A 25,866-nucleotide genomic window follows, 5' to 3' on the forward strand; every position below is an offset into this window, starting at 1 on the left:
ACGGGTGGCCGCAATCCGCTCCTCAGCCATCCGTCTGCTTCAATTCGTCCAGCGTCGGCATCGAGACGATGTGATAGCCGGAATCGACATAGTGGATTTCGCCGGTGACCCCGGAGGCGAGGTCGGAGAGGAGATAAAGCGCCGACCCGCCGACCTCGTCGATGGTCACGGTACGGCGCAGCGGCGAGTTGCGCTGCTGGTAGGAGAACATGTGGCGGGCGTCCGAAATGCCGGCGCCGGCGAGTGTGCGCACCGGTCCCGCCGAGATGCCGTTCACCCGGATGCCGCGCGGGCCGTAGTCGTTGGCGAGATAACGCACGCTGGCCTCGAGCCCGGCCTTGGCGACGCCCATCACGTTGTAGTTCGGCATGACGCGGACCGAACCGGCATAGGTCAGCGTGATCATCGAGCCGCCATCCTTCATCAGCGGCGCGGCATTGCGGGCCACCTCGGTGAAGGAATAGCAGGAGATCACCATGGTGCGGATGAAATTGTCCCGGCTGGTGTCGGCGTAAAGGCCTTTCAGCTCATTCTTGTCGGAAAAGCCGATAGCATGGACGACGAAGTCCAGCCCGCCCCAGGCCTTGCCAAGCGTCTCGAAAGTTTCGGCGACCGAAGCGCTGTCCTCGACGTCGCAGGGAACGACCAGTGAGGCGCCGAGCTTGTCGGCGAGCGGTTTGACCCGGCGGCCGAAGGCCTCACCCTGGTAGGTGAACGCCAGTTCCGCCCCATGTTCGGACAATTTCCTGGCGATGCCCCAGGCGATCGAATGATCGTTGGCGACCCCCATGACAAGCCCGCGCTTGCCCTTCATCAATCCGTCCATGGCCGCCAATCCTTCTACAAAAACCAGGCCTTATGCGGAATAGCGCTGGAAAACGAGCGTTGCGTTGGTGCCACCGAAGCCGAAGGAATTTGACAGGACGGTGTCGATCTTGGCGTCGTCGATGCGCTTGCGCACGATCGGCATGCCCTCGAATTCAGGATCAAGCGTCTCGATATGGGCGCTTTCGCCGATGAAGCCGCCCTGCATCATCAGGATCGAATAGATGGATTCCTGCACGCCGGCCGCGCCCAGCGAATGGCCGGTCAGTGATTTCGTCGAGGTGATGAACGGCATCTTCTCGCCGAACACCTCGCGGATCGCGCCCATTTCCTTGGAATCCCCCACTGGCGTCGAGGTGCCATGGGTGTTGATGTAATCGACCGGCTCGGTAACCGTCGACAGGGCCTGCCGCATGCAGCGGATAGCACCTTCGCCCGAAGGCGCGACCATGTCGTAGCCGTCCGAGGTCGCGCCGTAGCCGACGATCTCGGCGTAGATCTTGGCGCCGCGCGCCTTGGCATGCTCCAGTTCTTCCAGCACCAGCACGCCGGCGCCGCCTGCAATGACGAAGCCGTCGCGATTGGCGTCGTAGGCGCGGGAAGCGGTCGATGCCCGGTCATTGAACTTCGACGACATGGCGCCCATGGCATCGAACAGGTCCGACATCGTCCAATCGAGATCCTCGTGACCGCCGGCAAAGACCATGTCCTGCTTGCCCCACTGGATCAGCTCATAGCCATTGCCGATGCAATGCGCCGAGGTCGAGCAGGCCGACGAGATCGAATAGTTGACGCCATGGATCTTGAACCACGTGGCCAAGGTGGCCGAGGCCGTCGACGACATCGCCTTCGGCACCGCGAAGGGGCCGATGCGCTTGGGGCTGCCGTTCTTGAGCGTGGTTTCGGCCGCTTCGACGATGGTGCGGGTGGAGGGGCCGCCCGAGCCCATGACGATGCCGGTGCGCTCATTGGTGATGTCGCTTTCGCTCAAGCCGGCATCCGCGATCGCCTGGTCCATGGCGACGTGGTTCCAGGCCGCGCCCTGCGACAGGAAGCGCATCGCGCGGCGATCGATCATGGCGGACGGGTCGAGTGTCGGCGCACCCCAGACCTGGCAGCGGAAGCCATGCTCGGCGAAGGAATCGGAAAAGCTGATCCCGGATCTGGCGTCATGCAGCGAGGTCTGCACCTCGTTGGCGTTGTTGCCGATCGACGACACGATGCCGAGGCCTGTGACTACGACACGTCTCATTCGCAACTCCTTCCAGGGATGCCGGCCAAAGGGCGGGCCAGGGCTGCGGTCAAGCGACCGCCGACTGCTTGGACAAACCGACCTTCAGGTCCGTCGCCGCATATATGGGCTCGCCATCCGCCTTCATCCAGCCATCGGCGATGCCCAGCACGAGCCGGCCGCGCATCACGCGCTTGAAATCCACGCCATACTCGACCTTCTTGACCGATGGCGTGACCATGCCCTTGAACTTTACCTCGCCGGTCGACAGCGCCATTCCCTTGCCGGGTTCGCCGAGCCAGCCGAGATAGAAACCCGTCAATTGCCACAAAGCGTCGAGGCCGAGGCATCCCGGCATGATCGGATTGCCGATGAAATGGCAGGCAAAGAACCACAGGTCCGGCTTGATGTCGAATTCGGCGCGGATGAAGCCCTTGTCGAAGGCGCCGCCGGTTTCGCTGACCTCGGTGATGCGGTCGAACATCAGCATCGGCGGGTAGGGCAACTGGGCATTACCCTCTCCGAACAGCTCGCCGCGGGCGCAGGCCAGCAATTCTTTGTAGTCGTAGCTGGATTTCGAACCCGCCATCAATCTCGTCCCCATATCGTCCGGGCGATAGCGCGCCCTTGTCGTTGGTGTCCTAACACAATCTGTTTCAGGCCGGAAACCGGCGTTTGCGCTTAACCCGCCAGTCTGCCCGGGTCAATGCGCGCTATTGATCGCATTCGGACGACAGAATATATGTCAACTGGGGTCCGGTTTCGGCAGACATTCATTTTTTTGCCATTCTGGGCGTGCCTTGAGGCGGGACTGTGAGCTTGGAAGACCAGATGGACCGGGGCTGCCGGAAGGAAAATGTCGCTGTGGACAAGCGCGTACGGGAAGCGGGGCTGAGGCCGACGCGCCAACGCATAGCGCTGGCCAACCTGCTTTTTGCCAAGGGCGACCGTCATCTCTCGGCCGAGGAACTGCATGAGGAGGCGCTGGCCGCCGGCGTGCCGGTGTCGCTGGCCACCGTCTACAACGCACTCCACCAGTTCACCCAGGCGGGGCTGCTGCGCATCCTCGCCGTCGAGGGCGCCAAGACCTATTTCGACACCAACACCTCCGACCACCATCATTTCTACATCGAAGGCGAAAACCGGATTTTCGACATCGCCAACGGCCCGGTGACGGTCACCAACCTGCCGGACCCGCCCGAGGGTATGGAAATCGCCAATGTCGACATCGTCGTGAGGCTGCGCGCCAAGCGCCAGGAATGACAGGCGAGGGCCAGACTAGTCGGCCCGGCCCGAATAATCGGCCCGGACAGAATAATCTGCCTGGGATGAAACCGCTCGACCTGATAGTCCGGCTCGAATGGGCTGTCGTGACCATGGCCGCTGTCGTCTTCTACGGCTCAACAGGGGTTTCCTGGTGGCTCTTCGGATTGCTCATCCTGGCACCGGACCTGTCGATGTTGGGCTATCTCGGTGGCCCGCGCATCGGTGCCATCGCCTACAACGCCCTGCACATCGTGATCGTACCGGTGCTGCTGTTGCTCGCTGGTCGCCTGGCCGGCAATGCGACGGCAATCGCGGTCGCACTGATCTGGATCGCTCACATCGCCATCGACCGTGCGCTTGGCTATGGCCTCAAGCTGTCAACCGGTTTCCAGGACACCCATCTCGGCCGTATCGGGCGTAAACGCGAGACGCTCAGTCCTTGACCCGCTCGCCTGGATAGGCGCCCCACACCGCGGACTGGGAGAGCCAGCCGGTATGGCCGGCGAGCGTCATTTCGCACCACTGGCCGTCGCAGGCCTTGATCGTGCCCATGACGCCCGGCTCGACGATGGCCACCACCCTGGCATCCTTGTCGGGGCTCTTGAGAAGATTGACTTGGGCGCCCTTGCCGCGCTGCCAGGGCGCGATGATGGCGGTGCGTCGGCCTGAGAGCAGCGATTGGTTGATCCAGCCTTCCGAACCGTCCGCATCGCGCACGCGGCGCCACGTATCGAACTCCTGGATGATCTCCATAGGCAGCCCGGCTTTCAGGTACATCCAGTCGACTGAATAATTGGCACCCGGCCCGACGCGCGAGTTGACGCGGCCGGATTTGAGACTGACGAATCGCGGCAGTGGCAGGCCGCTCGGCCCGAGCGTGACGGCGCTCTGGGCCGGTGCCGCCGCGCTTTGCGCCATGGCAAGCGGAGAATAAAGGAGAGCGCCGAGAAATGCTGCGCTGAGGGTCAGGCGAAGCGACGCGAAACCAGACACTTTCGTTCCTTTCGGTGCCGGCCCGGCGGCTGCGGCGCCCCTTTTTCTTTGTCTTCGGCGGCACCGCTTGTTACATGGGTAAATCGGCTACCGCGACCGGCTTTCAGTTTCGCCGGTCTTGGTTAAAGAGGTCTCAACGAGGGAAACAATGGTAGGCAAAAAGAAGCCTCTCGTGGTCATCACGCGAAAGCTGCCCGACCCGGTCGAGACCCGCATGCGCGAGTTGTTCGATGCAAGGCTGAATGTCGAGGACAGGCCGATGACGCAGCCGGAGCTGGTTGCCGCGGTCAAGGAAGCCGACGTGCTGGTGCCGACCGTGACCGACCAGATCGACGCGGCGCTGATCGCCCAGGCCGGCGACAACCTCAAGCTGATCGCCAATTTCGGCAATGGCGTCGACAAGATCGACGTGGCGGCGGCGGCCAAGAGGGGCATTACCGTCACCAACACGCCCAATGTGCTCACGGAAGATACCGCCGACATGACCATGGCGCTGATGCTGGCGGTGCCACGCCGGCTCGCGGAAGGCGCCAACGTGCTGACCGGAGACAAGAAATGGGCCGGCTGGTCGCCGACCTGGATGCTTGGCCGGCGCATCTGGGGCAAGCGGCTCGGCATTGTCGGCATGGGCCGCATCGGCACGGCCGTTGCCCGGCGGGCCAAGGCCTTCGGCCTTTCCATCCACTATCACAATCGCCATCGCGTGCTGCCGGCGGTCGAGGACGGGCTGGAGGCGACCTATTGGGAAAGCCTCGACCAGATGCTGGCCCGCATGGATATCATCTCGGTCAACTGTCCGTCGACGCCCGCGACCTTTCACCTCTTGTCGGCGCGGCGACTGGCGTTGCTGCAGCCCACGGCCTATGTCGTCAACACCGCGCGCGGCGACATCATCGATGAAGAAGCGCTGGTCAAGCTGATCCAGGACGGCAAGATCGCCGGCGCCGGCCTCGACGTCTACGAGCACGAGCCGGCCCTGAATGGCAAGCTGCTCAAGCTCGCCGCCAAGGGCAAGGTCGTGCTCTTGCCGCATATGGGCTCGGCGACGCTCGAGGGCCGCATCGACATGGGCGAGAAGGTCATCATCAATATCAGGGCCTTCGTTGACGGGCATCGTCCGCCGGACCGCGTACTGCCGCTCAGGACCTGACGGCTCGCCTTCCTTCAAGTGAAAGCCAAGGCTTACGAAATGGTTTTGCGCATGGTGATCGAGGTCGGCCTGGCGTAGCCTTCATGCGCCGTCTGTTCGGTCTCGTGGAAGCCGAGGCAGGCGAAGGCGGCATGGTTCGTGATGAGTTCGATCCGTGTCTGAAGTTCCAGCGCCGCCTTGCCGCGGTCGAGCGCAAGACATTCGACCGCCCGCATCAGCTGCCGGCCAATGCCTTGCCCCTGCCAGTCCGGTGCGACGGCGAGCTTGCCGACATAAAAGTCGTCCCCCCGTTCGAGAGCAAAGACGCAGCCGACGATCCTGCCGTCGTTGAGGGCCACGAAGCCGGTCTCCCGCCGAGCCTTGTCACGCAATGTGTCGACGGTGAGCAAATGGGCCGAGGATGGCGGGTCGATGACGCCGTCCATGAAGGCGAAGGCCTGCATGATCAGGGCAAGCACATCAGCCCAGCGGTCGAAATCGGCGGGAATGCGGGTGAGGGAGAAGAGCACGGTCTGCTTCAAGATCAGCGCCTTGTGTAGCGGATCGTTTCGAAGCGCGCGGCGAGCGCATCGTAGAGCAGCAGCCGGCCGACCAGCGGTTCTCCGATGCCGGTGATCAGCTTGATCGCCTCCATGGCCTGCAGCGTGCCGACGACGCCGGTCAGCGCGCCGAGCACCCCGGCCTCGGCGCAGGACGGCACGAGGCCCGGCGGCGGGGCTTCGGGAAAGAGGTCGCGGTAGCTCGGGTTCGGCTTGCCATCCTTGCCGTCCTCGAATGGCTTCAGCACCGTCACCGAACCGTCGAAGCGTCCGACAGCGGCATGCACCAGCGGCTTTCTTTCGCTCGCGCAGGCGTCGGCCACCGTATAGCGGGTTTCGAAATTGTCGGAGCCGTCGACGACGATGTCATAGCGGGCGACGAGGGCAGGGGCGTTGTCCGCGCTCAGCCGCAATGTGTGCGTCTCGACCGTGGTGTTGGGATTGATGCGGATGATCGCCGCCTTGGCGCTATCGGTTTTCAGCATGCCGACCGTATCGGTGCCGTGGATGACTTGACGCTGCAGATTGGAGAGCGACACGGTGTCGTCGTCGACTATGCCAAGCGCGCCGACGCCGGCCGCGGCAAGGTATTCGAGCACCGGCGCCCCCAGCCCGCCCGCGCCGATCACCAGGACACGCGCTTGCTTGAGCTTCTGCTGGCCCGCGCCGCCGACCTCGGGCAGCACGATGTGGCGGGCATAACGTTCGATCTCGTCGGTGGTGAGCGCAGTGGTCATATCAGGACCATATCGTGGCCGAAAAACCTTGTCAGGTCTTCATGCATGTCGCCCAAAGTGTCGAGCGGTTTTGGGGTACCGACATGCATGCGACAAGATCGCGTCGCCCAAAAGTGTCGAGCGGTTTTGGGCTACATGCATGCAATCTAGGCGGTTGGCTTAACCTTGCCGTGGTCGACCGTCAGGAACTGCGCCCTGCCCAGCAGGCTGGAAAACAGAGCCGCATCGGTTCCCGTCATGAAAGCCTGGCAGTTCAATTCCTCCAGGATCGAGAATAGCGCCGCCCGCCGTCCGCCGTCGAGATGCGCGGCGATCTCGTCAAGCAGCAGGATCGGCGTCATGCCGGACATCTCGCCGGTCAGCCTTGCATGCGACAGGACGATGCCGACCAGCAGTGCCTTCTGCTCACCGGTCGAGCAGAGCTCTGCCGGCATCGCCTTGGGCCGGTGCCGGACCACGAGATCCGAACGGTGCGGCCCCTCGAGCGTGCGCCCGGCGGCGCGGTCGCGGTCACGGCTTTCCATGAGTGTCCGCCGGAACCGCTCCTCGACATCGACCGCCGGCGCGCTTGCGATCTCGGCTTCCAGATCGCCCGCGAGGCCGATGTCGGCCTGCGGGAACGGTCCCCTGTCGGGCAGCCTGTCGATCATGGCGGCCAGCAGGCGCACTATCTCGGCGCGCGCCGCGGCGATCGCCACCCCGGTTTCGGCCATCTGGGTCTCGATCGCGTCGAACCAGCGGTCGTCGCGCGAGCCTTCGGTCAGCAGACGATTACGGCCGCGCATCGCCTTCTCGTAGTCGAGGGCGCGCTGGCCGTGACCAGGGTCGATCGCCAGCACCAGCCGGTCGAGAAAGCGCCGGCGATCCGCCGCCGGTCCGGTGAACAGCGCATCCATGGCGGGCGTCAGCCAAACGACGCGCAGCCATTCCAGCATGTCCTCGGCCGACCGCGCGTTGGCGCCGTTGATCCGCACCCGCCTGCCGCCCTCGCTCTCGCCGCCGGAAATGCCGGTGCCGATCTCGATCTGGCCGCCAGGTCCGTCGAGCCGGGCGTGCAGCGCAAAACCGCCGTCGCCGCCCTCGCGCGCGACATCCGCGTAAGGAGCGCGGCGCAGGCCGCGTCCCGGCGTCAGAAAGGAGATGGCTTCGAGAAGGTTGGTCTTGCCGGCGCCGTTGTCACCAGAAAAGACCACAAGGCCGGGGGCGAGATCGATCGCCAGCGCCGCATAATTGCGAAAGTTAGTAAGTATTAGCTTACTTATATGGGTTTGTACCGGCAACCGCTATCCGCCTGTAGAAGTCGCCATCATTCTCGCTACCGGCTGCGGCGGAGCCGCCTGACGACAGGTGCCGGCTATACGCGCATCGGCATCAGCACGTAGAGCGCGGTCTCGTCGGCCATGTCGTGAATCAGCGTCGGCGAACCGGCGTCGGCCAGCATGAATTTGGCTTCCGTACCGGTCAGCTGTGCGGCGACGTCGAGCAGGTATTTGGCGTTGAAGCCGATCTCGATCGGGTCCGCCGAATAGTCGGCGGCCAGTTCCTCGGTGGCGCTGCCGGAATCCGGGTTGTTGACGGCGAGCGTCACCTGGCCTTCGCTGATCGAAAGCTTCACCGCGCGGCCGCGTTCGGAGGAAATGGTCGAGACGCGATCGACCGCGGCGGCAAAGCTCTGGCGGTCGAGGATCAGCTTCTTGTCGTTGCCGGTCGGAATGACGCGCTGATAATCGGGGAAGGTGCCGTCGATCAGCTTCGAGGTCAGGACCACGCTGCCGATGGTGAAGCGGATCTTGGTGTCCGACAGTTCGGTGGTCACGGCGATATCCGGATCGTCGACCAGCTTCTGCAGCTCACTGACCGTCTTGCGCGGAATGATGATCCCCGGCATGCCCTCGGAACCCGCCGGTGCGTCGATCTCGGCACGGGCCAGGCGGTGGCCGTCTGTGGCCACGGAGCGCAGCTTGAGCTTGCCGCCGACCTCATGTGTGTGCAGGTAGATGCCGTTGAGATAGTAGCGCGTCTCTTCGGTGGAAATGGCGAACTGCGTCTTCTCGATCAGCCCCTTCAGGGCGACCGAGTCGAGCCGGAAGATATGCGAGAAGGAGCCGGCCGAAAGCTCCGGGAAGTCGGATTGCGGCAGGCACTGCAGGCGGAAGCTCGAGCGGCCCGACGTCACCGTCATGGCGTTGCCGTCCTCATCCGTCTTCAGCATCACCTCGGCGCCGTCGGAGAGTTTGCGCACGATGTCATAGAGAAGGTGGGCCGGAACCGTCGTCGCCCCGCCGCGCTCCACCTTGGCCGGCGTCGCTTCCGTCACCTCCAGGTCTAGGTCGGTGGCTTTCATTTCGAGGCTGGCGCCCTCGGCGCTGAGCAGCACGTTGGACAGGATCGGTATTGTGTTGCGCCGTTCGACCACGCGGTGGACGTGGTTGAGCGACTTCAGGAGATTTGACCGTTCCAGGATAACACGCATGACGAAACAGGCTCGCTTGAAAGGATGAGCGGGTCTCCGGCTGGCGGCGCCCCGCGAAACGTCTGAACAGGCTCAGAATCTGCGTAAACTGACAGGAAAAAGCCAGCAAACGCAAGCCCGCGCCACCGGTTCAGGCCGGCTGCACAGGCTTTCTGGGGATAAAGGGCGCGAAGTCCGCCGGCCGATGCGGCGAATCCGGAATCCGGATCGTCTCCCGGCAAGGCCGTGGGCCCATTTCGGGTTCACGGCCGGGCAGGCAAGCCATTGAATTCCAGAACCGTTCTGGCTTGCCTGTCGCGGTACCGGTCAGGCCTGGTCGTTGATCAGGCGCCGCAGCAGTTCTAGTTCCTGTGCCAGCGTGTTGTCGGCGCCAGAAAGGTCTTCGATCTTGCGCACGGCATGCAGCACCGTGGTGTGGTCGCGGCCGCCGAAGCGCCGCCCGATTTCGGGCAAGGAGCGCGGCGTCATCACCTTCGACAGATACATGGCTACCTGCCTGGGCTTGACGATCGTGCGCGTGCGCCGGTTGGACAAAAGTTCCGTCTTCGACACGTTGTAGTGGCGCGCCACGATGCGCTGGATGTCCTCGATGCGAACCCGCTTCGGCTCGCCCGTGCGATAGATGTGGCCGAGGATCTCGTCGATGCGGTCGATGGTGATCTGCGGCTCGAACGACTGGCGAAACAGCAGCTGATTGAACGCACCCTCGAGTTCGCGGCCGCTGCCGGTCACGGTGCGGGCGACGTGATTGAGGATTTCATCGGAAATGTCGAGCGACGCGTCGTCGGTCCTGGCCGTGGCCAGGCGCAGTTTGAGCATGCCGAGGCGCATGGCGAAATCGGGCGCCGACATTTCGAGCGCGACGCCGCCATTGAGGCGCGAACGCACCCGCGGCTCCAGCGATTCCAGCTCCGACGGTGGCCGGTCCGCGGCGACGACGACTTGCTTGGCGCTGTCGAGCAGCATGTTGATCAAGTGGCAGAACTCATGCTGGATCGACTTGCCCTGCAGGAACTGCATGTCGTCGATGATCAGGAGATCGATGTCGCGCAGCTGCTCCTTGAGCGTCAGCGCATTGTTGTCACGGATCGCCGTGGCGAAGCGCCACATGAAATATTCGGCGGTGAGATAGACGACGCGGGACTTGGGATTCTGCTTCAGCGATTCCGCCGCGATGGCCTGCAGGAGGTGCGTCTTGCCGAGCCCGACGGTTGCGTGCAGGAAAAGCGGATTGAAGCGCACCGCGCTCGACTGCGATTCCGCTACGGCCTTGGCGGCCGCGAACGCCACCCGGTTCGACGGTCCTTCGATGAAGGAGCCAAAAGTGTAGCGCGGATCAAGCGGCGACCCCAGCACATTGTGGCGGAACTCGTTCTCGGCCGAAGCGCCCGGCCGCGGCACCGGAGGCCGCTCCACCCTGCCTGGGCTCACGGTGCCGGCGGCCAGCGCTGTCTGCGTCTGCCGCGTCATCTTGCGCGCCGGCGCTAATTCCGGTTCGGCATGGCTGCGCCCCTGGCGGGTGGCCGTGCGGACGACGATCTCGATCTTGAGGACTTCGGGATCCTCCTGCTTCCACAGTTCGGAGATAAGGTCGTGATAATGACCGTTGATCCACGAGCGCAGGAACGCGGTGGGCACCGAGATGCGGACAATGCCCTTGGAAGCCTCCGCGACCTTCATGCGGCCGAACCAGCTCGAATAGACTTCAGCCCCCAGACGCGCCTTCAACTGGGTCTTGACCCGGTCGAACTTCTGTTCCGCGTCGCTGGAGACCACCATCTCGTTTGCTCCGATCAAAGTTCCAGGAAATGGGAGGTCGCCCGTAAGCTCCCTTTCGATGCCGCTCTGCATGATCGAGTTCCTTGCCTTTCTGTACCTGTTTTTCCGCTGGGGATGCGCCTCCTGCATCCTTTGCCAGCGACTGTATCTTCGCTACGAAGCTCCTTGCCGCCGCCGGCAATGAACGTCGCCCATTATCCGGGGAACCGGTGCCGGCCCATGGAAGCCAGTCCGCGTTGGGTATTTCAGGGCAACACAACACCGTCCGGCGAAAGAGCGCCGGCGCGCTGTCTACCTGCCATGTCTAGTTACGCCAGTCCCCTACCGTATCGAAAAAGAGCAAACCAAACCGTCCGCGGACTTGATCCGCGTCGCAAATCCCGCCAATTTAAGCTGGCCCGATTCAGGCTGGGTTAAGGGCTCAGGACCCCGTCCCTTTCGATGGATGGACATTACCGAAATCGCTGTGGATAGGGCAAGGCCACGTCTAACGGATTTTTAAGGAATCTGGTTACCTCGGGCAGGTTCAGGCGCCATGCTGCGGCGGTATGTTTTAACAAAGCCATTGTGATTCAAACCCTTTTCCCGCGAATATGAAAAAGCCGGGCGGGTTTGAAATTTTCTGAAATAATTCGCTTGACAGCCAGTTGTCCTCCCGTCCCCTCGGCGTGCTGTGGACAAGTTGTGGATGACTACCGCTAATTGATTGAAAAATATTGGTTATTTATGCTGACCAGGGATTTTGCAGCCTGCACTTTTCAAGCATGTCGACCATCAGTAGGCATGCATGTGCCGGCAAAGCATTTCGAACCCTGGACTCCGTATTGGACGCCATTTCTCAGTATTCTTTTTAAGTACTTGCCGGCAAACGAAAAAACCCGGCACGATCGGCCGGGTTTTAAAGAAGATCAACCTGGAAAGTCGATTCAGGCCGACAGCACCTTGAGGCGCTGGGCCAGCCGCGACACCTTGCGGGACGCGGTATTCTTGTGGATCACGCCCTTGGTCGCGGCGCGCATCAATTCCGGCTCGGCGGCCTTGAAAGCGGCCTGGGCGGCTGCCTTGTCGCCGGAGGCGAGTGCCTCCTCGACCTGGCGGATATAGGTGCGAACGCGCGACCGGCGGTTCTTGTTGATCGCCGCGCGGCGGGCGATCTTACGCGTTGCCTTTTTGGCCGAGGATGTGTTGGCCATGATGCCTCTCTTCTAATCTGGTCGGCGCACGCGGCATGCCGCAGGGCGCAAAAAACAAACGGGCAGCCACGGGGCCGCCTCGGTTGGTGCGGCTTATAGTTCAGCTTTTCCGGCGCGTCAACGCTGCCCGGCGTTCTTTTTGGCCGGCGTCACAGGGTTTCGGCCCCGGCCGCCGATGCCCTACCGGTTGGTGAAATTCGGCTTCCGCTTTTCGGCGAAGGCCGCCATGCCTTCCTTCTGGTCTTCGAGCGCGAAAAGCGAGTGGAACAGGCGGCGTTCGAACCGCAATCCCTCGGCAAGCGTCGTTTCATAGGCACGGTTGACAGCTTCCTTCGCCATCATCACCGACGGCAGCGAGAAATCAGCGATTTTGGCAGCCGCCTTGACGGCCGCCTCGACAAGCTCGCCCGCAGGCACGACCCGCGATACCAGGCCCGAGCGCTCGGCTTCCGCCGCATCCATCATCCGCCCGGTCAGGCACATGTCCATGGCCTTCGACTTACCGACGAACCGGGTCAATCGTTGCGACCCGCCCATGCCGGGAATGACGCCGAGCGTGATTTCGGGCTGGCCGAATTTGGCCGTATCGGCGGCGATGATGAAATCGCACATCATCGCGAGTTCGCACCCCCCTCCCAGCGCATAGCCGGCCACCGCCGCGATAATTGGCTTTCGCGCCCGCGTGAATTCTTCCCAGCCAGCGAAGAAGTCCTGGCTGTAAGCGTCCACGTAGGAGATCGCCTGCATCTCCTTGATGTCGGCACCGGCGGCAAAGGCCTTGTCGGAGCCGGTAACAACCATGGCGCCGATCCCGGGATCGGCGCTGAAACCGTTTACGGCTGCGACGAGTTCATTGAGGATTTGGGAATTCAGCGCGTTGAGCGCCTGCGGCCGGTTCAGCGTGATCAGCCCGACCTTGCCGCGCGTCTCGGTGATGATCGTCTCATGGGCCATGGCTGCTTCTCCTCGCTCGACCCCGGTCTAACTCAGCTCTGACACGTCCGGCAATAGAAGGTCGAGCGTCCGCTCTGCACGATGCGCTCGACGTGACCGCCGCAGCCGGGCTTGGGGCAAGGCTCTCCCTCGCGGTCGTAAACGGCGAAGGAGTGCTGGAAATAGCCCAGCGACCCGTCGGCGTGCACATAGTCACGCAGCGATGACCCGCCGGCGGCGATGGCGTCTGATATGACCGAGCGGATCGCCCCGGCGAGACGTTCGCTCTGTTCCTTCGCCTTCTTGCCGGGCTTGGCGATGGTGCCCGCCTCGCGCAGGGGCGACAGGCCGGCACGCCACAGCGCCTCCGAGACATAAATATTGCCAAGCCCCGCGATCAGCCTCTGGTCGAGAAGCGCTGCCTTGAGCGGCGATCTGCGGCCTTTCAGCAGCGAGGCGAGCAGCACGCCGTCCAGCGCATTGCCCGTGGGCTCGACGCCCAGTCCGGCCAGCATGGGATGCGTCTCCGGCAGCCCTTCTGAAAACAACATGAAACCGAAGCGGCGCGGGTCGTTGAAGATCACTCGGGACCGAGTGCCGGCGGCCGATTCGACGTGGAAGACGACATGGTCGTGCACCGTGCTTTTCGAGCGTTCGTGGTGGAACACGCCCGGCATCTCGCGGTCGTCGTCGATCTCAATGCGAAAGGAGCCCGACATGCCGAGATGGCAGATCAGCACCGGACCATCCTGCATATGCATGGTCAGGTACTTCGCCCGGCGGCCGAGCGCGGTAATCGTTCGGCCGGCCAGCCGTTCCGAGAATCGTTCGGGAAACGGAAACCGGAGATCCGGCCGCCGCGCCTCGACCTTGGCCAGATGGGCGCCTTCGAGAACCGGCTGCAGGCCGCGCCGGACCGTCTCGACTTCGGGCAATTCAGGCATGGCCGCCAATCGTCGCGTGGAAAGAAGTGCCGTGGGGGCCGCGCGCCAGTCCGAGATGTTCGGCGACGGTCTCGCCGATATCGGCGAAGGTTGCCCTCAGCCCTATGTCGCCGCCTTTCAGATCCGGCCCGGTGCCGATCACGGGAATGCGTTCGCGCGTGTGGTTGGTGCCCCGCCGGGTCGGATCGTTGCCGTGATCGGCCGTCAGGATGAGAAGGTCGCCTTGCCGCAGCCTTGCGAATGCCTCCGGCAGCCGCAGGTCGAAGGCCTCGAGCGCGGCGGCATAGCCGGCGACATCGCGGCGATGGCCGAACTCGGTGTCGAAATCGACGAAATTGGCGAAGACGAGATCGCCGTCGCCGGCGTCATCCATTGCGCCCAGCGCCTTGTCGAACATGGCCATGTTGCCGGCGGCCTTGCGCACTTCCGAAATCCCGCGATGGGCGAAGATGTCGCCGATCTTGCCGACGGCGATGACGCGGCTTCCCCGCGCCGTCAATCTATCGAGCAAGGTCGGCTCCGGCGGTGGCACGGCGTAGTCGTGACGGTTGTAGGTTCGAGCGAAGGTTGTGGTCGTCTCGCCGACGAACGGCCGTGCGATCACGCGGCCGATCCTCAATGGGTCAACCAGTCGGCGCACCACCTGACAGAATTCATAAAGCCGCTCCAGCCCGAAATGGACTTCATGCGCGGCGACCTGCAGGACCGAATCGATCGACGTGTAGCAGATCGGCTTGCCGGTGCGGATGTGCTCCTCGCCGAACCGCTCGATGATCTCGGTGCCCGGCGCATGGCAGTTGCCGAGAATGCCAGGCACCTTTCCCTCGCGGATCATCGCCTCGGTCAGATCGGCGGGGAAGGCGGGAACGGTATCCGGGAAATAGCCCCAGTCGAAGCGGACCGGCAGGCCCGCGATCTCCCAGTGACCGGAAGGGGTGTCCTTGCCGCTCGAAACCTCTTGCGCCGCGCCATGGAAGGCATTGGCGAGCACATCCGTTCCGAAATGGGCAAAACCCAGTCCTGTCGCCGTCTCGGCCGCCTTGCCAAGCCCGAGAGATGCCATGTTGGGAACAAACAGCGGGCCCTGACGAAGCCCTTCACGATCGGCGCGGCCTTCCGCGCAAGCTTCGGCGATGTGCGCGAGGGTGTTGGCGCCGGCGTCGCCATAGCGCTCGGCGTCGGCCGCGCCGCCAATGCCGAAGGAATCCAGGACGAAGAGGAAAGCGCGCGCCATCGGATCATTGTTGCCAGTGTGGACGACCAGACATAGGGTTCCACGGCGGCATTGGCAAATCGGAAACCGAACGGCAACGGCTTGGCGCGATAATCCGGTGCATGTCGCCCAACAGTGCGCAGCGGTTTTGGGGGAACGATATGGACAGCAAGAGTGCATGTCGCCCAAAAGTGTGCGGCGGTTTTGGGGTGACGACATGCACCGATACGAGAGATGGCACCGATACAAGAGATGAATGTCGCGGCGCTGCGGGCACGGGTCGTCAATCAAACAGAACGCGGGGCAGTCTTGCCATGAAGGCTGCGCTGAGGACCTGGGCTACCCTCATGGTCATGCACGGCATGTTGTGGTGCGGGCAGGCGCGGGCCGACTGGCGCGATGATATCGGCACGTTTCGCATCGGCATTGTCGCCGAGCCTAATGGCGGCAACACCGTTCCGGGTCTGGCGCAGTTGACGCAAGCCTTTACCAATGCGTTGGGCATGAAGGTGGAGTTCGTCGTTGCCCGCGACTATGCCTCGCTGATCGAGGCGCAGGCCAATGCCCGGATCGAATACGCCATCTATTCGGCGACCGCCTATGCCACGGCGCAGCAACGCTGCGCATGCGTCGAGCCGCTCGTGGCTCCGGTCGATTCCGACGGTGCGGCGGGCATCCGCTCCGTGTTGCTGACCAGGGATGGCAAGCTGCCTGGCCTGGCTGATATGGAGACCCATCGGATCGTCATGCCGCCGCCTGACAGTGTCGGGGGCTCGTTTTTGCCGCTGGCAGGGCTGGCCGCCGAGCATGTCAAGGTTGCCGAAGATGCACCGTTTCTGATCCACGCGGATTCAGCGTCGGCGGCGGAAATGATACTCGTCGACGGCAAGGCCGACGCCATGTTCGGCTGGGTCAGGGCCGCGGCCGATGGCCAGCCGCAACTATCTGGTGGCACGCGGGCAAGGCTTGAGGCGGCCGGCCTTTCGGCATCCGCTCTCCAGGTCGTGTGGATATCGGCCCTGCTGAGATACGGTCCCCACACCGTGCGCAGCGATCTCGACCCGGAAGCCAAGCGGCGGCTGACCGTGTTCCTCACCAACCTCAAATCGACGACGCCGGATGTCTACGATCTCCTGGAAACGAAGCACTCTGGTGGTTTTTTGACCGTGGCTCCAAAGGATTATGCGACGGCGGAAGCCATCGTGCGGATGGTCTCGCCCGATGGTGGGCAGCGGTAAAAGCCCCAGCGGTTCAGTGTCTGATGGAATCGCTGAGCCGCTCCAAGCCCTTGTTTTTACGCAATTCCGGACGAAAGGCACATGGCGTGATGTCCCTGGAATTGCTCTAGCAGTCGCTGCAAGGGATCGTCAGGCTTCTGCGGGGACGCAGATAGTAAGTCTCGCCCATCGATATGCCGTTGGCGAGGGCGGCTGTCAATCCAAGCTTCTGTTGAGTGTCCGTGGTCCAGCTGATGATCGGCTGGTAGCCCAATGTGCTGTCGACGCGGATCAGGAAGGTGCCGGCCACGTTGAGCGTTGTCGGAACCGTTGCGGCCGAGCCTGCTGCGGCGCCGACGCTGTTGACGCCGTTGGCCACCCTGCGTGACCACGCCACCAGCACTTTGGGCGGCGTGTCGGTGGTGACCTGGATTGCGGTGATGGTGATGTTTGGCGTCGAGCGGTTGTAGGGCTGAATGGTCGACGTGCCGATTTGCATGATGGCGTCGAGATCCGCCTTCACGACGGTCGGCTGTTGCGTGACGAGATCGGCCACCATGCTGCCGATACGGCTGACCTTCTTGCTGGTCTCGATAGCCTGCGAAGCCTCCATGGTCATGAAATACAGGATCAGCAGGATAGGCACGATCAGGGCAAACTCGACCGCCGCCACGCCGCGGCGATTGCACCAGAACCCAACCGTCTTGCTCCAGATCCCTGCAGTTTCCAGATGTGCCCCCGCACGCATCATACCATTGCCCTTTTTCTTGTCGGTGCTTCCGAACTCAATTGAACGGCTCGTTCTGCCAGGTCACCGACGCAAAATGCAGCGTCCTGCCGCCACTCAGATTGGCCATCGACTTGGCCATCAGATCGGTCATGACAGGCCATTTGTAGAAGACCCGCAGCATGTTCTTCGATTCCGCCGGCCCCGGGGAGTTCACGAATGTCTGGGAACTGGTGCCTTGCATCAGCACGACATCACCGTTCTGGATCTTGAAGCCAGCCTGGGCCGCGTCGGCGAAAGTCGAATACTGGCGAAGATCTACGAGCAGCTGTTGTGGGCAATCCGTGGAGACGATGATTTCCAGTTTGTTGCAGATCAGGGTCGTCAAATTGTTCCCGGCGACATCGGCCGGCCGCAACTGGCCGGTGCGCAGCTGGCGGGCAACATCGTCGGTGATGTTGGCCATCACCTCCTGCCCGGCGAATGAGATGCAGCTCTCGAGGATGGCGAACACCAGGAGAGCGAAAGGCAATGCAAGCAGCGCGAATTCCAGGGCAGTGCTGCCGCGCCGGTCGCGAACGAAGCGCCTGAAAGGCCGGGCGCGCGCCGTCTTGCGTTGATCCGTCGAACCGATTGCCTTGCCCATACCTGTTCCTGCCATCCCTGGACGGTCGCGACAGGGGTACTAACGCAAACCGATTGAGGTCCGGTTTGAATGATCATTAAAGTCGGCGCGGGCGTCTTAACCGGGCGGTAACCCGGCCGCCGGTCTGCCGCGCAGCCTATTTGCTGACGCTCATTTCAGCCTCGGAGGATTTTTCCGCCTCGCTCTTGTAGGAGCTTTCGCAATAGGGCGTGCAAGACATGGTCTGGACCTCGGCACGTCGATAAATGCGGACAGACGAGGCTGCCTGCCGCACGACGGTAACCTGCGCGTCGACGATCGGGCTACCTTCCTGGTCGAGCACGACGAGATTGGTGACGCCGAAACCCTTGCCTGTGAGCACGATCGTGGAGGCGTCCTGGACGGAGGCATCGGCGATTGCCGGGTTGCCGACGACAACCGTGTCGGCGGGGCGCGACAATTTGACGATCTTGGCCTGGTTCATGGTGACCTCGATACCGGCGCCGGCCCTGGCCGGCGTGATCAAACTCGCGGTCGCAAGGAGCACGGCAATCAGGATTGAAGGTCTCGGCAAGGCCATTATGGCGCTCCACGCAGGCGGACTGTTCAACGGAACATGAACGAGATTGGTGAACCAACGGTTAAGTCGACCGCCGCCGACCGTTGTCGCGGTCGGCATCGCTGCTCGCGTGGCCAGGTCCAGGCGCCGGGCCGCGAGCTTCGCCAAGCCCTTGCCTTCTGCGGCGTTGGCCTGGGAAATGGTGCTTTAGCCGGCGCTTAGTGCGGAGTTAACCACGCACTATGTTCGATCCGGGAAAGGAATCGGTAAGGCTGTTTATTAAGCCGATCGAAAGAGCTTCTCCCTAGATTGGCAGCATCCGATCAACCATCACAGAAGTTGACGGAAGTGCTGTAACACGTGGAGTAGGAGCTCTCGAATGTCTAATCTCATTGCACGTTTCGTGAAGGACGAATCCGGCGCGACCGCTATCGAATATGGTCTGATCGCCGCTCTCATCGCACTCGCCATCATCACCGGCGCTGGCGCGCTCGGCAATGCCATCAACGCCAAGTTCACCTCGATCGGAACCACCCTGAACTCCAGCGGCAGCTGATCGGCTTATTGCTGAACGTTCAGATCGTGTTCTGGACAGGGGCCGCCAAGTGGTGGCCCCTGTTTTGCGTTGCGTGTTCATGTCGCGGCTGACGACGGTCGTGTTTGCATTGCGGGCCTCGTCAATTGCAGGCCTCATCAATTGCAGGCCTCATCAATCGTTAATCGATCCATTCTAGATTGAGCCCCTGGACAATAGGCATAGCGCCGATGCTTGAAGCCCTGATCTTCGTCGTATTTCCGTTCTGCATGCTGTTTGCCGCGATCTCCGACATGCTGTCGATGACGATCGCCAATCGCGTGCCGGTGCTGCTTGTCGTCGTCTTCGCGCTGGTTGCGCCGCTGACGGGCATGGAATGGGCAGCCTTTGGTTGGCATTTCGCCGCCGGGGCCTTGGTTCTGGCCGTGACGTTCGGTTTGTTCGCGATGGGTGGCATGGGTGGAGGAGACGCCAAACTGCTCGCCGCTACGGCCGTGTGGATGGGGCTCAACGTGCATCTCGTTGAATACCTTGTCGTCTCGACATTCATTGGCGGCCTCTTGACGCTCGCCATCCTACTTTACCGGAAGTCGCCGCTGGCGGTATTTACCGGCTGCAATCCATTCCTGCGCCACTTCGCGGAAGAGTCAGCGGGGGTTCCTTATGGGATCGCGCTCGGCCTGGGCGGATTGCTGACCTATCCGGATTCGCCTTTGATGGTGTGGGCGCTGGCAAGGCTGGCCGGCTGAACACGATCTAATTTCCCTATTCCCTACCGCGTTGTCCGACCTGGCTTTGAAGGAAACCGGCCGATACTTGCACGCAAGGCGACGCAATCCATCTAATTTATGTAAACCTTAAATTAATCACGATCGTAAGCATTACATTAACCTTGTTTTGACGATTGCCGCTGCAAAGTCCGGCTTGGCTAGGTTTGCCAAGGCGAGGTTCGGACAAAATGCCAGCATCCCGACTGATTATTCTAAGCGTGGCGGTGGCCGCGGCGGGTGGCGCTGGTTATGTCGCGAAAAACATGGTCGCTGCGCCGCCGCCCCAGATCGTCGTCGAATCCGGTCCCAAGGCCCCTGCCGTACCTCTGCAGGATGTGCTTGTGCTGTCGGGCGATGTCGCGATGGGCAGCGCGCTCGGGAACAATATCACCTGGCAATCCTGGCCGGCTGACGGCATCAACGCCAATTTCATCACCAAGGCCACCGCCCCCGACGCCCTCGAGAAACTGAAAGGGTCGATAGCCCGCGTGACGATGTACGCGGGCGAGCCCGTGCGGCGTTCCAAGCTGATCGGCGAGGGGCAGAGCTTCATGTCGTCGATCCTGCCTTCCGGGATGCGGGCGGTCGCCACGACCATATCGGCTGACACTTCGGCTGGCGGCTTCATCCTTCCAAACGATTTCGTCGACGTGATCATGACCCGCAAAGCGGATGCCAGCAGCGGCAGCACCGGTTTCAACACCGAAACCATCCTCAAGAACATCCGCGTCCTGGCAATCGACCAGACCATCCAGGAGGACGAAGAAGGCAAGAAGACCAGGGTGGGCCAGACCGCCACGCTGGAGCTGACCCCCCGGCAGGCGGAAATCATCACCGTTGCCCAGCAGATGGCCGATCGCCTGACCCTGGCGTTGCGGTCGATCACGGACACCCAGGAGAAGAATCCGGGCGAGGCCGACTATCTCGTTTCTGGCAATGGCCGCAGAGGAACAGTGAGGCTGATCAAGTCGGGTGAAGTTTCCGAAGTAGGGGCAAGGAAATGAGGCTAAGCGGTAAACTCCCGGCAATCATAGCCGCGGCATTCGGCCTGCTGCTCGTCGGAATGAATGTTCAGGGCGTCGTCGAGGCGAAGAGTACGCGGGTATCGGCTACGACGGCCGCCCAGCGCGTGAAGCTTGGCCTCAACAAATCGGTCGTCATCGACCTGCCGAGCGATGCCTATGACATCCTTGTCGCCAACCCGACAGTTGCCGATGCCGTAACCCGGACCGCGAGGCGGATCTACCTGTTCGGCAAGGCGGTCGGCGAGACCAACATCTTCGTCTTCGGTCCGAATGGCGAACAGATCGCCAGCCTGGACCTGGCGGTCGAACGCGACGTCGCCGGGCTGGAGGACTACATCAAGCGCTTCCTTCCGACTTCGGCCATCAAGGTGGAATTGCTGAATGACAACGTCATCTTGACCGGGACGGTCGACACGCCGCTGGACGCCAAACGGGCGGTCGACCTGGCGACGATCTTCGTCTCGGGCGGTGAAGCGACGACAGGACAGTATTCGCAGACCGCGGCCGGCGGCTCGGCCCAGAGCGGTGTCGACATCAACAACCCGGACCAGGAGCGCCGTACCTCGAAGATCGTCAATCTCTTGCAGATCATCGGTGACGACCAGGTCACGCTGAAGGTGACGGTCGCCGAAGTGAGCCGGTCCGTGATGAAGCAGCTCGGCGTCAATATGGTCGGCAGCGGCGGCAGCAACGGCATCAGCTACGGCGCGCTCAGTGATCCTTTCGCTGGTCTCGGCAAGCCGCTATCAAACGCGGGCTTCAATATCAGCACGTCGGGGCTGCAAGCCTATATCAACGCGATGGAGCAGTCCGGGGTCATGAAGACCCTGGCCGAGCCGACCTTGACCGCCGTGTCCGGGGAGAAGGCGACCTTCAAGGTCGGCGGCGAATACAACATGGTGAGCGGGGTCAGCGCCAACGTATCCACCGACAATCAGACCGGTCTGAAGACCTATACCGTCGATAAGATCGAGTATGGCATCGGCCTGGAGTTCCAGCCGGTGGTTCTGTCGCCCGGTCGCATAAGCCTGAAAGTCAGAACCTCGGTTTCCGAACCGACAACCGAGGGGTCCGTATCGTCATCCACGGACAATAGGAGTATCGGCATGAATGCCTTGTCACTGCGCAAGCGTCTTGCGGATACGACCGTTGAACTGCCCTCGGGCGGCTCCATGATGATCGCCGGCCTGGTTCGCGACGACGTCAGGCAAGCCGTCACTGGGTTGCCTGGACTGACAAAGATCCCGGTGCTCGGCGCGCTTTTCCGCAGCAGGGACTTCGTGCGCAACGAGACCGAGCTCGTCATCATCATCACGCCCTATCTGGCACGGCCGGTTGCACGCAACGAGCTCGCCAAGCCGGACGACAATTTCAACGCGGCCAGCGATGGTGCCGCTATGTTCCTTGGCAAGGTCAATCGCGTCTACGGCACCATGCAGACCGACAGGCCCAACGGCCGCTATCACGGCGTTGTCGGCTTCATCTACAAGTGAATGAGGAAGCGGACATGTCTCAGTCAGCGTTGAAGACAACGACCACCAAGACGACGAGCACCAGCCGTTCGCGCCTGCGGGTCCTCCCGTTCCTGGCAGTTGCGGCGACGGCCTTGCTGGCCGGTTGCGCCCAGCGCGACAGCGTCACTGTCGGTGCCATTCCGGATGACTATCGCACCAACCATCCGATCGTCATCGCGGAGAAGAATCAAAAGATCGACCTTCCCGTCGGCGCTGGCGACCGCGGCATGACCGGTTCGCAGCGCGATACGCTTCTGGGTTTCCTCGACGGCTATGACAAGAGTGCCGCACCGACGCTGACGATCCAGATTCCCCGCGGATCGGCCAACGAGGTTGCCGCGACGGCGGCCGGTCGTGATTTCGCCAGGCTCGCGATCGCCAGTGGCGTCAAGCGCAACCGGATCGTCGTGGTCGCCTACCAGGCCGGATCGAGCGAAATATCCGCTCCGGTTCGCGTCGCCTATATCTCGGTAAAAGCCCAGACCGACAAATGCGGACGCTGGCCCGATGACCTGGTCGAGACGTCGGAAAACAAGCACTACGCCGACTTCGGTTGCTCCTACCAGAACAATCTCGCCGCTCAGATGGCCAACCCGGCCGACCTGATTGGTCCGCGCAAGCAGACCACAATCGACGCGGAAAATCGTGGCGCGGTGATCGACGTTTATCGCAACAGGGGCATTTCGGGTGAATTCCTCGGCAATTCGGAAGTGACCTACTGAGCCGCCCTCGGGAAAAAGAAGCCAGCGAAAGAACGGGCCACGGAAAGAGCATGACCATGAGCAACCTTGCCTATGACGCCACCGTGGACGGCGGCGATACCTCGCCGCAGGACATCGCCGCGATGCAGGCGTTGCGGCCGGTTCCGCGCATTTCGATCCAGGCATTCTGCGAGACGGAGGGCGTTGCCAATCCGGTCGAGCGTGCCGGCGAGGATCGCCGCATGGCCAAGGCACATCTCAAGGTCCATATGGGCGGCATTCCCACCGCCATCGAATTCTATCAGTCGGCGCCCACGCCGAACCTGATCCTGCTGGAGTCGCGCAGCGAACCCAAGCAACTGCTGGAACAGCTCGCCCAGCTTTCGGAATACTGCGACCCGACCTCGAAAGTGGTGGTGATCGGTCATTACAACGACGTCGGTCTCTATCGTGAGCTCATCCGGTCCGGCATCTCGGAATATGTCATCGCTCCGGTGTCGATGGCCGATATCGTCAGTGTCGTCTCGTCGATCTTCGTCGATCCGGAGGCCGAGCCGCTCGGCCGCTCGATTGCCTTTGTCGGCGCCAAGGGTGGCGTCGGCTCGTCCACGATCGCCCATAACGTGGCCTGGGCAATGTCTTCGCTGTTCAAATCCGAGGTCGTCGTTGCCGACCTCGACCTCGCCTTCGGCACGGCCAACATCAATTTCGATCAGGATCCGGCACAGGGCATCGCCGAAGCGGTGTTCTCGCCCGAACGCATCGATGAGGTCTATCTGGACAGGCTGCTGACCCAGTGCGCCGAACACCTGTCGCTGCTCGCGGCGCCCTCGACGCTGGAACGCGTCTACGACTTCGACCCCGATGCCTTTGCTCAGCTTGTCGATACCGCGCTCCGCAGCGTGCCGCTCCTGGTGCTGGACGTTCCCCATGTCTGGACGGGCTGGGCCAAGAACACGCTGGTCAAGGCCGACGAGATCGTCATCACGGCGACGCCGGAACTGGCCAATCTGCGCAACACCAAGAACCTGCTCGACATGCTCAAGCGGCTGCGCCCCAACGACCCTCCGCCGAAGCTGATCATCAATCAGGCCGGTGTTCCCAAGCGTCCGGAGATTTCGCCGTCCGATTTCGCCGAGCCGCTCGGCCTCACGCCGATGTCGGTCATCGGCTTCGATCCGGTGCTGTTCGGCAATGCAGCCAACAACGGGCGTATGCTCGGCGAGATGGATGCCAAGAACCAGGTCGTCGCCACCATCAACGAAATTGCCCATGTGCTGACAGGGCGCAGCGAAATCAGGACGAAAAAGAAGGCTGGCCTCGGTAGCCTCCTCGGCAAGCTCTCGCGCAACAAGAAGTGACGCTTTTGGGACCGGTAGTCGATCATGTTTGGTAAAAGAGGCAACGACGACGGCAACCGGTTCAAGCCGGAATTCCGCCAGCCGGCACCGGCGCCGGTCACGCCGGCGGCCGCGGGTTCGGCGGACACGGCGGTGCTTGCCCGGCCCGCGGCGGCGCCTCCGCCGAGCGCCCCTGTCGCGCCGCCGGCCCGCCGGGCGGTCGATGCGCCGCCCATCGCGCCAGAGCAGAAGCGAGGCCCGCGCGAAAAGAGCGAAACCTACTACGACACCAAGAGCCAGGTTTTCTCGGCCCTCATCGACACGATCGACCTGTCGCAGCTCGCCAAGCTCGACCCCGAAAGCGCGCGCGAGGAAATCCGCGACATCGTCAACGACATCATCGCGATCAAGAATTTCGCGATGTCGATCGCCGAGCAGGAGGAACTGCTCGAGGACATCTGCAACGACGTGCTTGGCTATGGGCCGCTCGAGCCGCTGCTCGCCCGCGACGACATCGCCGACATCATGGTCAACGGGTCCAAGAACGTCTACATCGAAGTCAATGGCAAGGTCGAACAGACCAGCATCCGCTTTCGCGACAACCAGCAGCTTCTCAACATCTGCCAGCGCATCGTCAGCCAGGTCGGCCGCCGTGTCGATGAATCCAGCCCGATCTGCGACGCCCGTCTTCCCGACGGCTCCCGCGTCAATGTCATCGCACCGCCGCTTGCCATCGATGGCACCGCGCTCACAATCCGCAAATTCAAGAAAGACAAGCTGACGCTCGATCAGCTGGTGAAGTTCGGTGCCATTTCGCCGCAAGGCGCCGAAGTTCTCAAGATCATCGGCCGCGTCCGCTGCAACATCGTCATTTCGGGCGGCACGGGCTCCGGCAAGACGACACTGCTCAACTGCCTGACCAACTACATCGACCGCGAGGAGCGCGTCATCACCTGCGAGGACTCGGCCGAACTGCAACTTCAGCAGCCGCATGTCGTGCGCCTGGAAACCCGTCCGCCCAATCTCGAAGGCGAGGGCGAGGTGACGATGCGCGACCTGGTCAAGAACTGCCTGCGCATGCGGCCGGAGCGCATCATCGTCGGCGAAGTACGCGGACCCGAAGTGTTCGACCTGCTGCAGGCCATGAACACCGGTCATGACGGCTCGATGGGAACGATCCACTCGAACAGCCCGCGCGAATGCCTGAACCGTATCGAATCCATGATCGCCATGGGCGGTTATTCGCTGCCGCAGAAAACCGTGCGCGAAATCGTCGTCGGCTCGATCGACGTGATCATCCAGGCGGCGCGTCTGCGCGATGGGTCGCGGCGCATCACCCACATCACCGAAGTGATCGGGATGGAAGGCGACGTCATCATCACCCAGGACATCGTTCTCTACAACATCAAGGGCGAGGACGCCAACGGCAGGCTGCTGGGCGAGCACGTCTCGACCGGCATCGGCCGCCCGCATTTCTGGGATCGGGCGCGATACTACGGCGAGGAGCAGCGTCTCGCCAATGCGCTCGAGGCCATGGAGAAACGTGCTGACTGACGCATCCGCAGGCGTGAAGGTTC

The 25,866-nt window shown here is 62.5% G+C and carries 27 protein-coding genes; 11 read left to right on the forward strand and 16 right to left on the reverse strand.

Translation table 11 applies throughout. The annotated features are described in order from the left end of the window. Positions 1–22: 22 nt before the first annotated feature. The 3 genes from fabI to fabA are packed head-to-tail and all read right to left on the reverse strand — an operon-like array spanning position 23 to position 2,645. Entirely contained in the window at positions 23–826 is an 804-nt protein-coding gene (gene fabI / locus FJ548_RS04970; protein WP_140607732.1) for an enoyl-ACP reductase FabI, read from the reverse strand. 30 nt (positions 827–856) lie between these two features. Next, complete coding sequence (fabB, locus tag FJ548_RS04975) at positions 857–2,077, reverse strand: beta-ketoacyl-ACP synthase I (RefSeq protein WP_140607730.1); 1,221 nt, start codon at positions 2,075–2,077, stop codon at positions 857–859. A gap of 49 nt (positions 2,078–2,126) precedes the next feature. Further along, entirely contained in the window at positions 2,127–2,645 is a 519-nt protein-coding gene (fabA, locus tag FJ548_RS04980) for a 3-hydroxyacyl-[acyl-carrier-protein] dehydratase FabA (RefSeq protein ID WP_140777133.1), read from the reverse strand. A gap of 242 nt (positions 2,646–2,887) precedes the next feature. Here fabA and irrA point away from each other — a divergent pair, with 242 nt between their 5' ends. After that, positions 2,888–3,319 (forward strand): iron response transcriptional regulator IrrA, encoded by a 432-nt coding sequence (irrA, locus tag FJ548_RS04985; protein WP_181165535.1) that lies wholly within the window; start codon positions 2,888–2,890, stop codon positions 3,317–3,319. 65 nt (positions 3,320–3,384) lie between these two features. Beyond that, positions 3,385–3,765 (forward strand): DUF4260 domain-containing protein, encoded by a 381-nt coding sequence (locus FJ548_RS04990; RefSeq protein WP_226890478.1) that lies wholly within the window; start codon positions 3,385–3,387, stop codon positions 3,763–3,765. Here FJ548_RS04990 and FJ548_RS04995 read toward each other — a convergent pair. Continuing rightward, positions 3,755–4,315 (reverse strand): SH3 domain-containing protein, encoded by a 561-nt coding sequence (locus FJ548_RS04995; RefSeq protein WP_140765024.1) that lies wholly within the window; start codon positions 4,313–4,315, stop codon positions 3,755–3,757. The genes FJ548_RS04990 and FJ548_RS04995 overlap by 11 nt on opposite strands. A 148-nt stretch (positions 4,316–4,463) precedes the next feature. Between FJ548_RS04995 and FJ548_RS05000 the strand changes: the two genes are divergently transcribed. Next, a complete protein-coding gene (locus tag FJ548_RS05000; protein WP_140607722.1) occupies positions 4,464–5,465 on the forward strand; it encodes a D-glycerate dehydrogenase in 1,002 nt (333 codons plus the stop codon). A gap of 32 nt (positions 5,466–5,497) precedes the next feature. Here the strand turns inward: FJ548_RS05000 and FJ548_RS05005 are convergent, their stop codons facing one another. The 9 genes from FJ548_RS05005 to FJ548_RS05045 all read right to left on the reverse strand — a co-directional run bounded on the left by FJ548_RS05005 (position 5,498) and on the right by FJ548_RS05045 (position 15,297). Then, positions 5,498–5,986 carry a GNAT family N-acetyltransferase gene (locus FJ548_RS05005; protein ID WP_246678555.1) on the reverse strand — a complete coding sequence of 163 codons (489 nt, stop codon included), beginning with the start codon at positions 5,984–5,986 and terminating at the stop codon, positions 5,498–5,500. Positions 5,987–5,988: 2 nt separating this feature from the next. Beyond that, complete coding sequence (locus FJ548_RS05010) at positions 5,989–6,741, reverse strand: molybdopterin-synthase adenylyltransferase MoeB (RefSeq protein WP_140777135.1); 753 nt, start codon at positions 6,739–6,741, stop codon at positions 5,989–5,991. A 146-nt stretch (positions 6,742–6,887) separates the two neighbouring features. Continuing rightward, the gene (gene recF / locus FJ548_RS05015; protein WP_140607719.1) at positions 6,888–8,021 is read right to left on the reverse strand and encodes a DNA replication/repair protein RecF; all 1,134 of its coding nucleotides are present in this window, start codon (positions 8,019–8,021) and stop codon (positions 6,888–6,890) included. Between the two features lie 74 nt (positions 8,022–8,095). Beyond that, positions 8,096–9,214, reverse strand: a complete 1,119-nt coding sequence (gene dnaN, locus FJ548_RS05020; RefSeq protein ID WP_140607718.1) for a DNA polymerase III subunit beta — start codon at positions 9,212–9,214, stop codon at positions 8,096–8,098. A 306-nt stretch (positions 9,215–9,520) separates the two neighbouring features. Then, a complete protein-coding gene (gene dnaA / locus FJ548_RS05025; protein WP_140607717.1) occupies positions 9,521–11,065 on the reverse strand; it encodes a chromosomal replication initiator protein DnaA in 1,545 nt (514 codons plus the stop codon). An 854-nt stretch (positions 11,066–11,919) separates the two neighbouring features. Then, entirely contained in the window at positions 11,920–12,186 is a 267-nt protein-coding gene (gene rpsT, locus FJ548_RS05030; RefSeq protein WP_140607716.1) for a 30S ribosomal protein S20, read from the reverse strand. A gap of 180 nt (positions 12,187–12,366) precedes the next feature. Beyond that, positions 12,367–13,140 carry an enoyl-CoA hydratase gene (locus FJ548_RS05035; RefSeq protein ID WP_140777137.1) on the reverse strand — a complete coding sequence of 258 codons (774 nt, stop codon included), beginning with the start codon at positions 13,138–13,140 and terminating at the stop codon, positions 12,367–12,369. A 32-nt stretch (positions 13,141–13,172) separates the two neighbouring features. Beyond that, positions 13,173–14,063, reverse strand: a complete 891-nt coding sequence (gene mutM, locus FJ548_RS05040; RefSeq protein ID WP_140777139.1) for a bifunctional DNA-formamidopyrimidine glycosylase/DNA-(apurinic or apyrimidinic site) lyase — start codon at positions 14,061–14,063, stop codon at positions 13,173–13,175. Continuing rightward, positions 14,056–15,297 (reverse strand): phosphopentomutase, encoded by a 1,242-nt coding sequence (locus FJ548_RS05045; RefSeq protein WP_140777142.1) that lies wholly within the window; start codon positions 15,295–15,297, stop codon positions 14,056–14,058. Before FJ548_RS05045 ends, mutM begins: the two co-directional genes overlap by 8 nt. Positions 15,298–15,590: 293 nt before the next feature. Here FJ548_RS05045 and FJ548_RS05050 point away from each other — a divergent pair, with 293 nt between their 5' ends. Beyond that, the gene (locus FJ548_RS05050; RefSeq protein ID WP_140777144.1) at positions 15,591–16,514 is read left to right on the forward strand and encodes a phosphate/phosphite/phosphonate ABC transporter substrate-binding protein; all 924 of its coding nucleotides are present in this window, start codon (positions 15,591–15,593) and stop codon (positions 16,512–16,514) included. Between the two features lie 106 nt (positions 16,515–16,620). Here the strand turns inward: FJ548_RS05050 and FJ548_RS05055 are convergent, their stop codons facing one another. From FJ548_RS05055 to FJ548_RS05065, 3 genes are all read right to left on the reverse strand, one after another. After that, positions 16,621–17,244, reverse strand: coding sequence for a TadE/TadG family type IV pilus assembly protein (locus FJ548_RS05055; RefSeq protein ID WP_140607711.1), 624 nt, complete (start codon positions 17,242–17,244; stop codon positions 16,621–16,623). Positions 17,245–17,278: 34 nt separating this feature from the next. Continuing rightward, positions 17,279–17,866 carry a TadE/TadG family type IV pilus assembly protein gene (locus FJ548_RS05060; RefSeq protein ID WP_140607710.1) on the reverse strand — a complete coding sequence of 196 codons (588 nt, stop codon included), beginning with the start codon at positions 17,864–17,866 and terminating at the stop codon, positions 17,279–17,281. A gap of 136 nt (positions 17,867–18,002) precedes the next feature. Then, positions 18,003–18,425, reverse strand: coding sequence for a pilus assembly protein N-terminal domain-containing protein (locus FJ548_RS05065; protein ID WP_140607709.1), 423 nt, complete (start codon positions 18,423–18,425; stop codon positions 18,003–18,005). Between the two features lie 358 nt (positions 18,426–18,783). On the opposite strand from FJ548_RS05065, the gene FJ548_RS05070 reads away from it, so the two are divergent. The 7 genes from FJ548_RS05070 to FJ548_RS05100 all read left to right on the forward strand — a co-directional run bounded on the left by FJ548_RS05070 (position 18,784) and on the right by FJ548_RS05100 (position 25,843). Then, positions 18,784–18,960 carry a Flp family type IVb pilin gene (locus tag FJ548_RS05070; protein WP_140607708.1) on the forward strand — a complete coding sequence of 59 codons (177 nt, stop codon included), beginning with the start codon at positions 18,784–18,786 and terminating at the stop codon, positions 18,958–18,960. A gap of 209 nt (positions 18,961–19,169) precedes the next feature. Then, positions 19,170–19,688 carry a prepilin peptidase gene (locus tag FJ548_RS05075; RefSeq protein ID WP_140777146.1) on the forward strand — a complete coding sequence of 173 codons (519 nt, stop codon included), beginning with the start codon at positions 19,170–19,172 and terminating at the stop codon, positions 19,686–19,688. A 209-nt stretch (positions 19,689–19,897) separates the two neighbouring features. Next, a complete protein-coding gene (cpaB, locus tag FJ548_RS05080; RefSeq protein WP_140607706.1) occupies positions 19,898–20,713 on the forward strand; it encodes a Flp pilus assembly protein CpaB in 816 nt (271 codons plus the stop codon). Beyond that, positions 20,710–22,227, forward strand: coding sequence for a type II and III secretion system protein family protein (locus FJ548_RS05085; RefSeq protein WP_140607705.1), 1,518 nt, complete (start codon positions 20,710–20,712; stop codon positions 22,225–22,227). Before cpaB ends, FJ548_RS05085 begins: the two co-directional genes overlap by 4 nt. A gap of 14 nt (positions 22,228–22,241) precedes the next feature. Further along, entirely contained in the window at positions 22,242–22,970 is a 729-nt protein-coding gene (locus FJ548_RS05090; RefSeq protein WP_140607704.1) for a CpaD family pilus assembly protein, read from the forward strand. A gap of 50 nt (positions 22,971–23,020) precedes the next feature. Beyond that, positions 23,021–24,310 (forward strand): CpaE family protein, encoded by a 1,290-nt coding sequence (locus FJ548_RS05095; protein WP_140607703.1) that lies wholly within the window; start codon positions 23,021–23,023, stop codon positions 24,308–24,310. A 24-nt stretch (positions 24,311–24,334) separates the two neighbouring features. Next, entirely contained in the window at positions 24,335–25,843 is a 1,509-nt protein-coding gene (locus FJ548_RS05100) for a CpaF family protein (RefSeq protein ID WP_140607702.1), read from the forward strand. Positions 25,844–25,866: the final 23 nt, after the last annotated feature.

The sequence above is a fragment of the Mesorhizobium sp. B2-4-17 genome (genome assembly GCF_006441275.1).
Classification (GTDB): domain Bacteria; phylum Pseudomonadota; class Alphaproteobacteria; order Rhizobiales; family Rhizobiaceae; genus Mesorhizobium.

Bases quoted from the DNA above. Each gene is read 5' to 3' on its own strand.
- fabI (WP_140607732.1), bottom strand. From the start codon at position 826: ATGGACGGATTGATGAAGGGCAAGCGCGGGCTTGTCATGGGGGTCGCC.
- fabB (WP_140607730.1), bottom strand. From the start codon at position 2,077: ATGAGACGTGTCGTAGTCACAGGCCTCGGCATCGTGTCGTCGATCGGC.
- fabA (WP_140777133.1), bottom strand. From the start codon at position 2,645: ATGGCGGGTTCGAAATCCAGCTACGACTACAAAGAATTGCTGGCCTGC.
- irrA (WP_181165535.1), top strand. From the start codon at position 2,888: ATGGACCGGGGCTGCCGGAAGGAAAATGTCGCTGTGGACAAGCGCGTA.
- FJ548_RS04990 (WP_226890478.1), top strand. From the start codon at position 3,385: ATGAAACCGCTCGACCTGATAGTCCGGCTCGAATGGGCTGTCGTGACC.
- FJ548_RS05000 (WP_140607722.1), top strand. From the start codon at position 4,464: ATGGTAGGCAAAAAGAAGCCTCTCGTGGTCATCACGCGAAAGCTGCCC.
- FJ548_RS05010 (WP_140777135.1), bottom strand. From the start codon at position 6,741: ATGACCACTGCGCTCACCACCGACGAGATCGAACGTTATGCCCGCCAC.
- dnaN (WP_140607718.1), bottom strand. From the start codon at position 9,214: ATGCGTGTTATCCTGGAACGGTCAAATCTCCTGAAGTCGCTCAACCAC.
- dnaA (WP_140607717.1), bottom strand. From the start codon at position 11,065: ATGCAGAGCGGCATCGAAAGGGAGCTTACGGGCGACCTCCCATTTCCT.
- rpsT (WP_140607716.1), bottom strand. From the start codon at position 12,186: ATGGCCAACACATCCTCGGCCAAAAAGGCAACGCGTAAGATCGCCCGC.
- FJ548_RS05035 (WP_140777137.1), bottom strand. From the start codon at position 13,140: ATGGCCCATGAGACGATCATCACCGAGACGCGCGGCAAGGTCGGGCTG.
- mutM (WP_140777139.1), bottom strand. From the start codon at position 14,063: ATGCCTGAATTGCCCGAAGTCGAGACGGTCCGGCGCGGCCTGCAGCCG.
- FJ548_RS05045 (WP_140777142.1), bottom strand. From the start codon at position 15,297: ATGGCGCGCGCTTTCCTCTTCGTCCTGGATTCCTTCGGCATTGGCGGC.
- FJ548_RS05050 (WP_140777144.1), top strand. From the start codon at position 15,591: ATGAAGGCTGCGCTGAGGACCTGGGCTACCCTCATGGTCATGCACGGC.
- FJ548_RS05055 (WP_140607711.1), bottom strand. From the start codon at position 17,244: ATGATGCGTGCGGGGGCACATCTGGAAACTGCAGGGATCTGGAGCAAG.
- FJ548_RS05060 (WP_140607710.1), bottom strand. From the start codon at position 17,866: ATGGGCAAGGCAATCGGTTCGACGGATCAACGCAAGACGGCGCGCGCC.
- FJ548_RS05065 (WP_140607709.1), bottom strand. From the start codon at position 18,425: ATGGCCTTGCCGAGACCTTCAATCCTGATTGCCGTGCTCCTTGCGACC.
- FJ548_RS05070 (WP_140607708.1), top strand. From the start codon at position 18,784: ATGTCTAATCTCATTGCACGTTTCGTGAAGGACGAATCCGGCGCGACC.
- FJ548_RS05075 (WP_140777146.1), top strand. From the start codon at position 19,170: ATGCTTGAAGCCCTGATCTTCGTCGTATTTCCGTTCTGCATGCTGTTT.
- cpaB (WP_140607706.1), top strand. From the start codon at position 19,898: ATGCCAGCATCCCGACTGATTATTCTAAGCGTGGCGGTGGCCGCGGCG.
- FJ548_RS05085 (WP_140607705.1), top strand. From the start codon at position 20,710: ATGAGGCTAAGCGGTAAACTCCCGGCAATCATAGCCGCGGCATTCGGC.
- FJ548_RS05090 (WP_140607704.1), top strand. From the start codon at position 22,242: ATGTCTCAGTCAGCGTTGAAGACAACGACCACCAAGACGACGAGCACC.
- FJ548_RS05095 (WP_140607703.1), top strand. From the start codon at position 23,021: ATGACCATGAGCAACCTTGCCTATGACGCCACCGTGGACGGCGGCGAT.
- FJ548_RS05100 (WP_140607702.1), top strand. From the start codon at position 24,335: ATGTTTGGTAAAAGAGGCAACGACGACGGCAACCGGTTCAAGCCGGAA.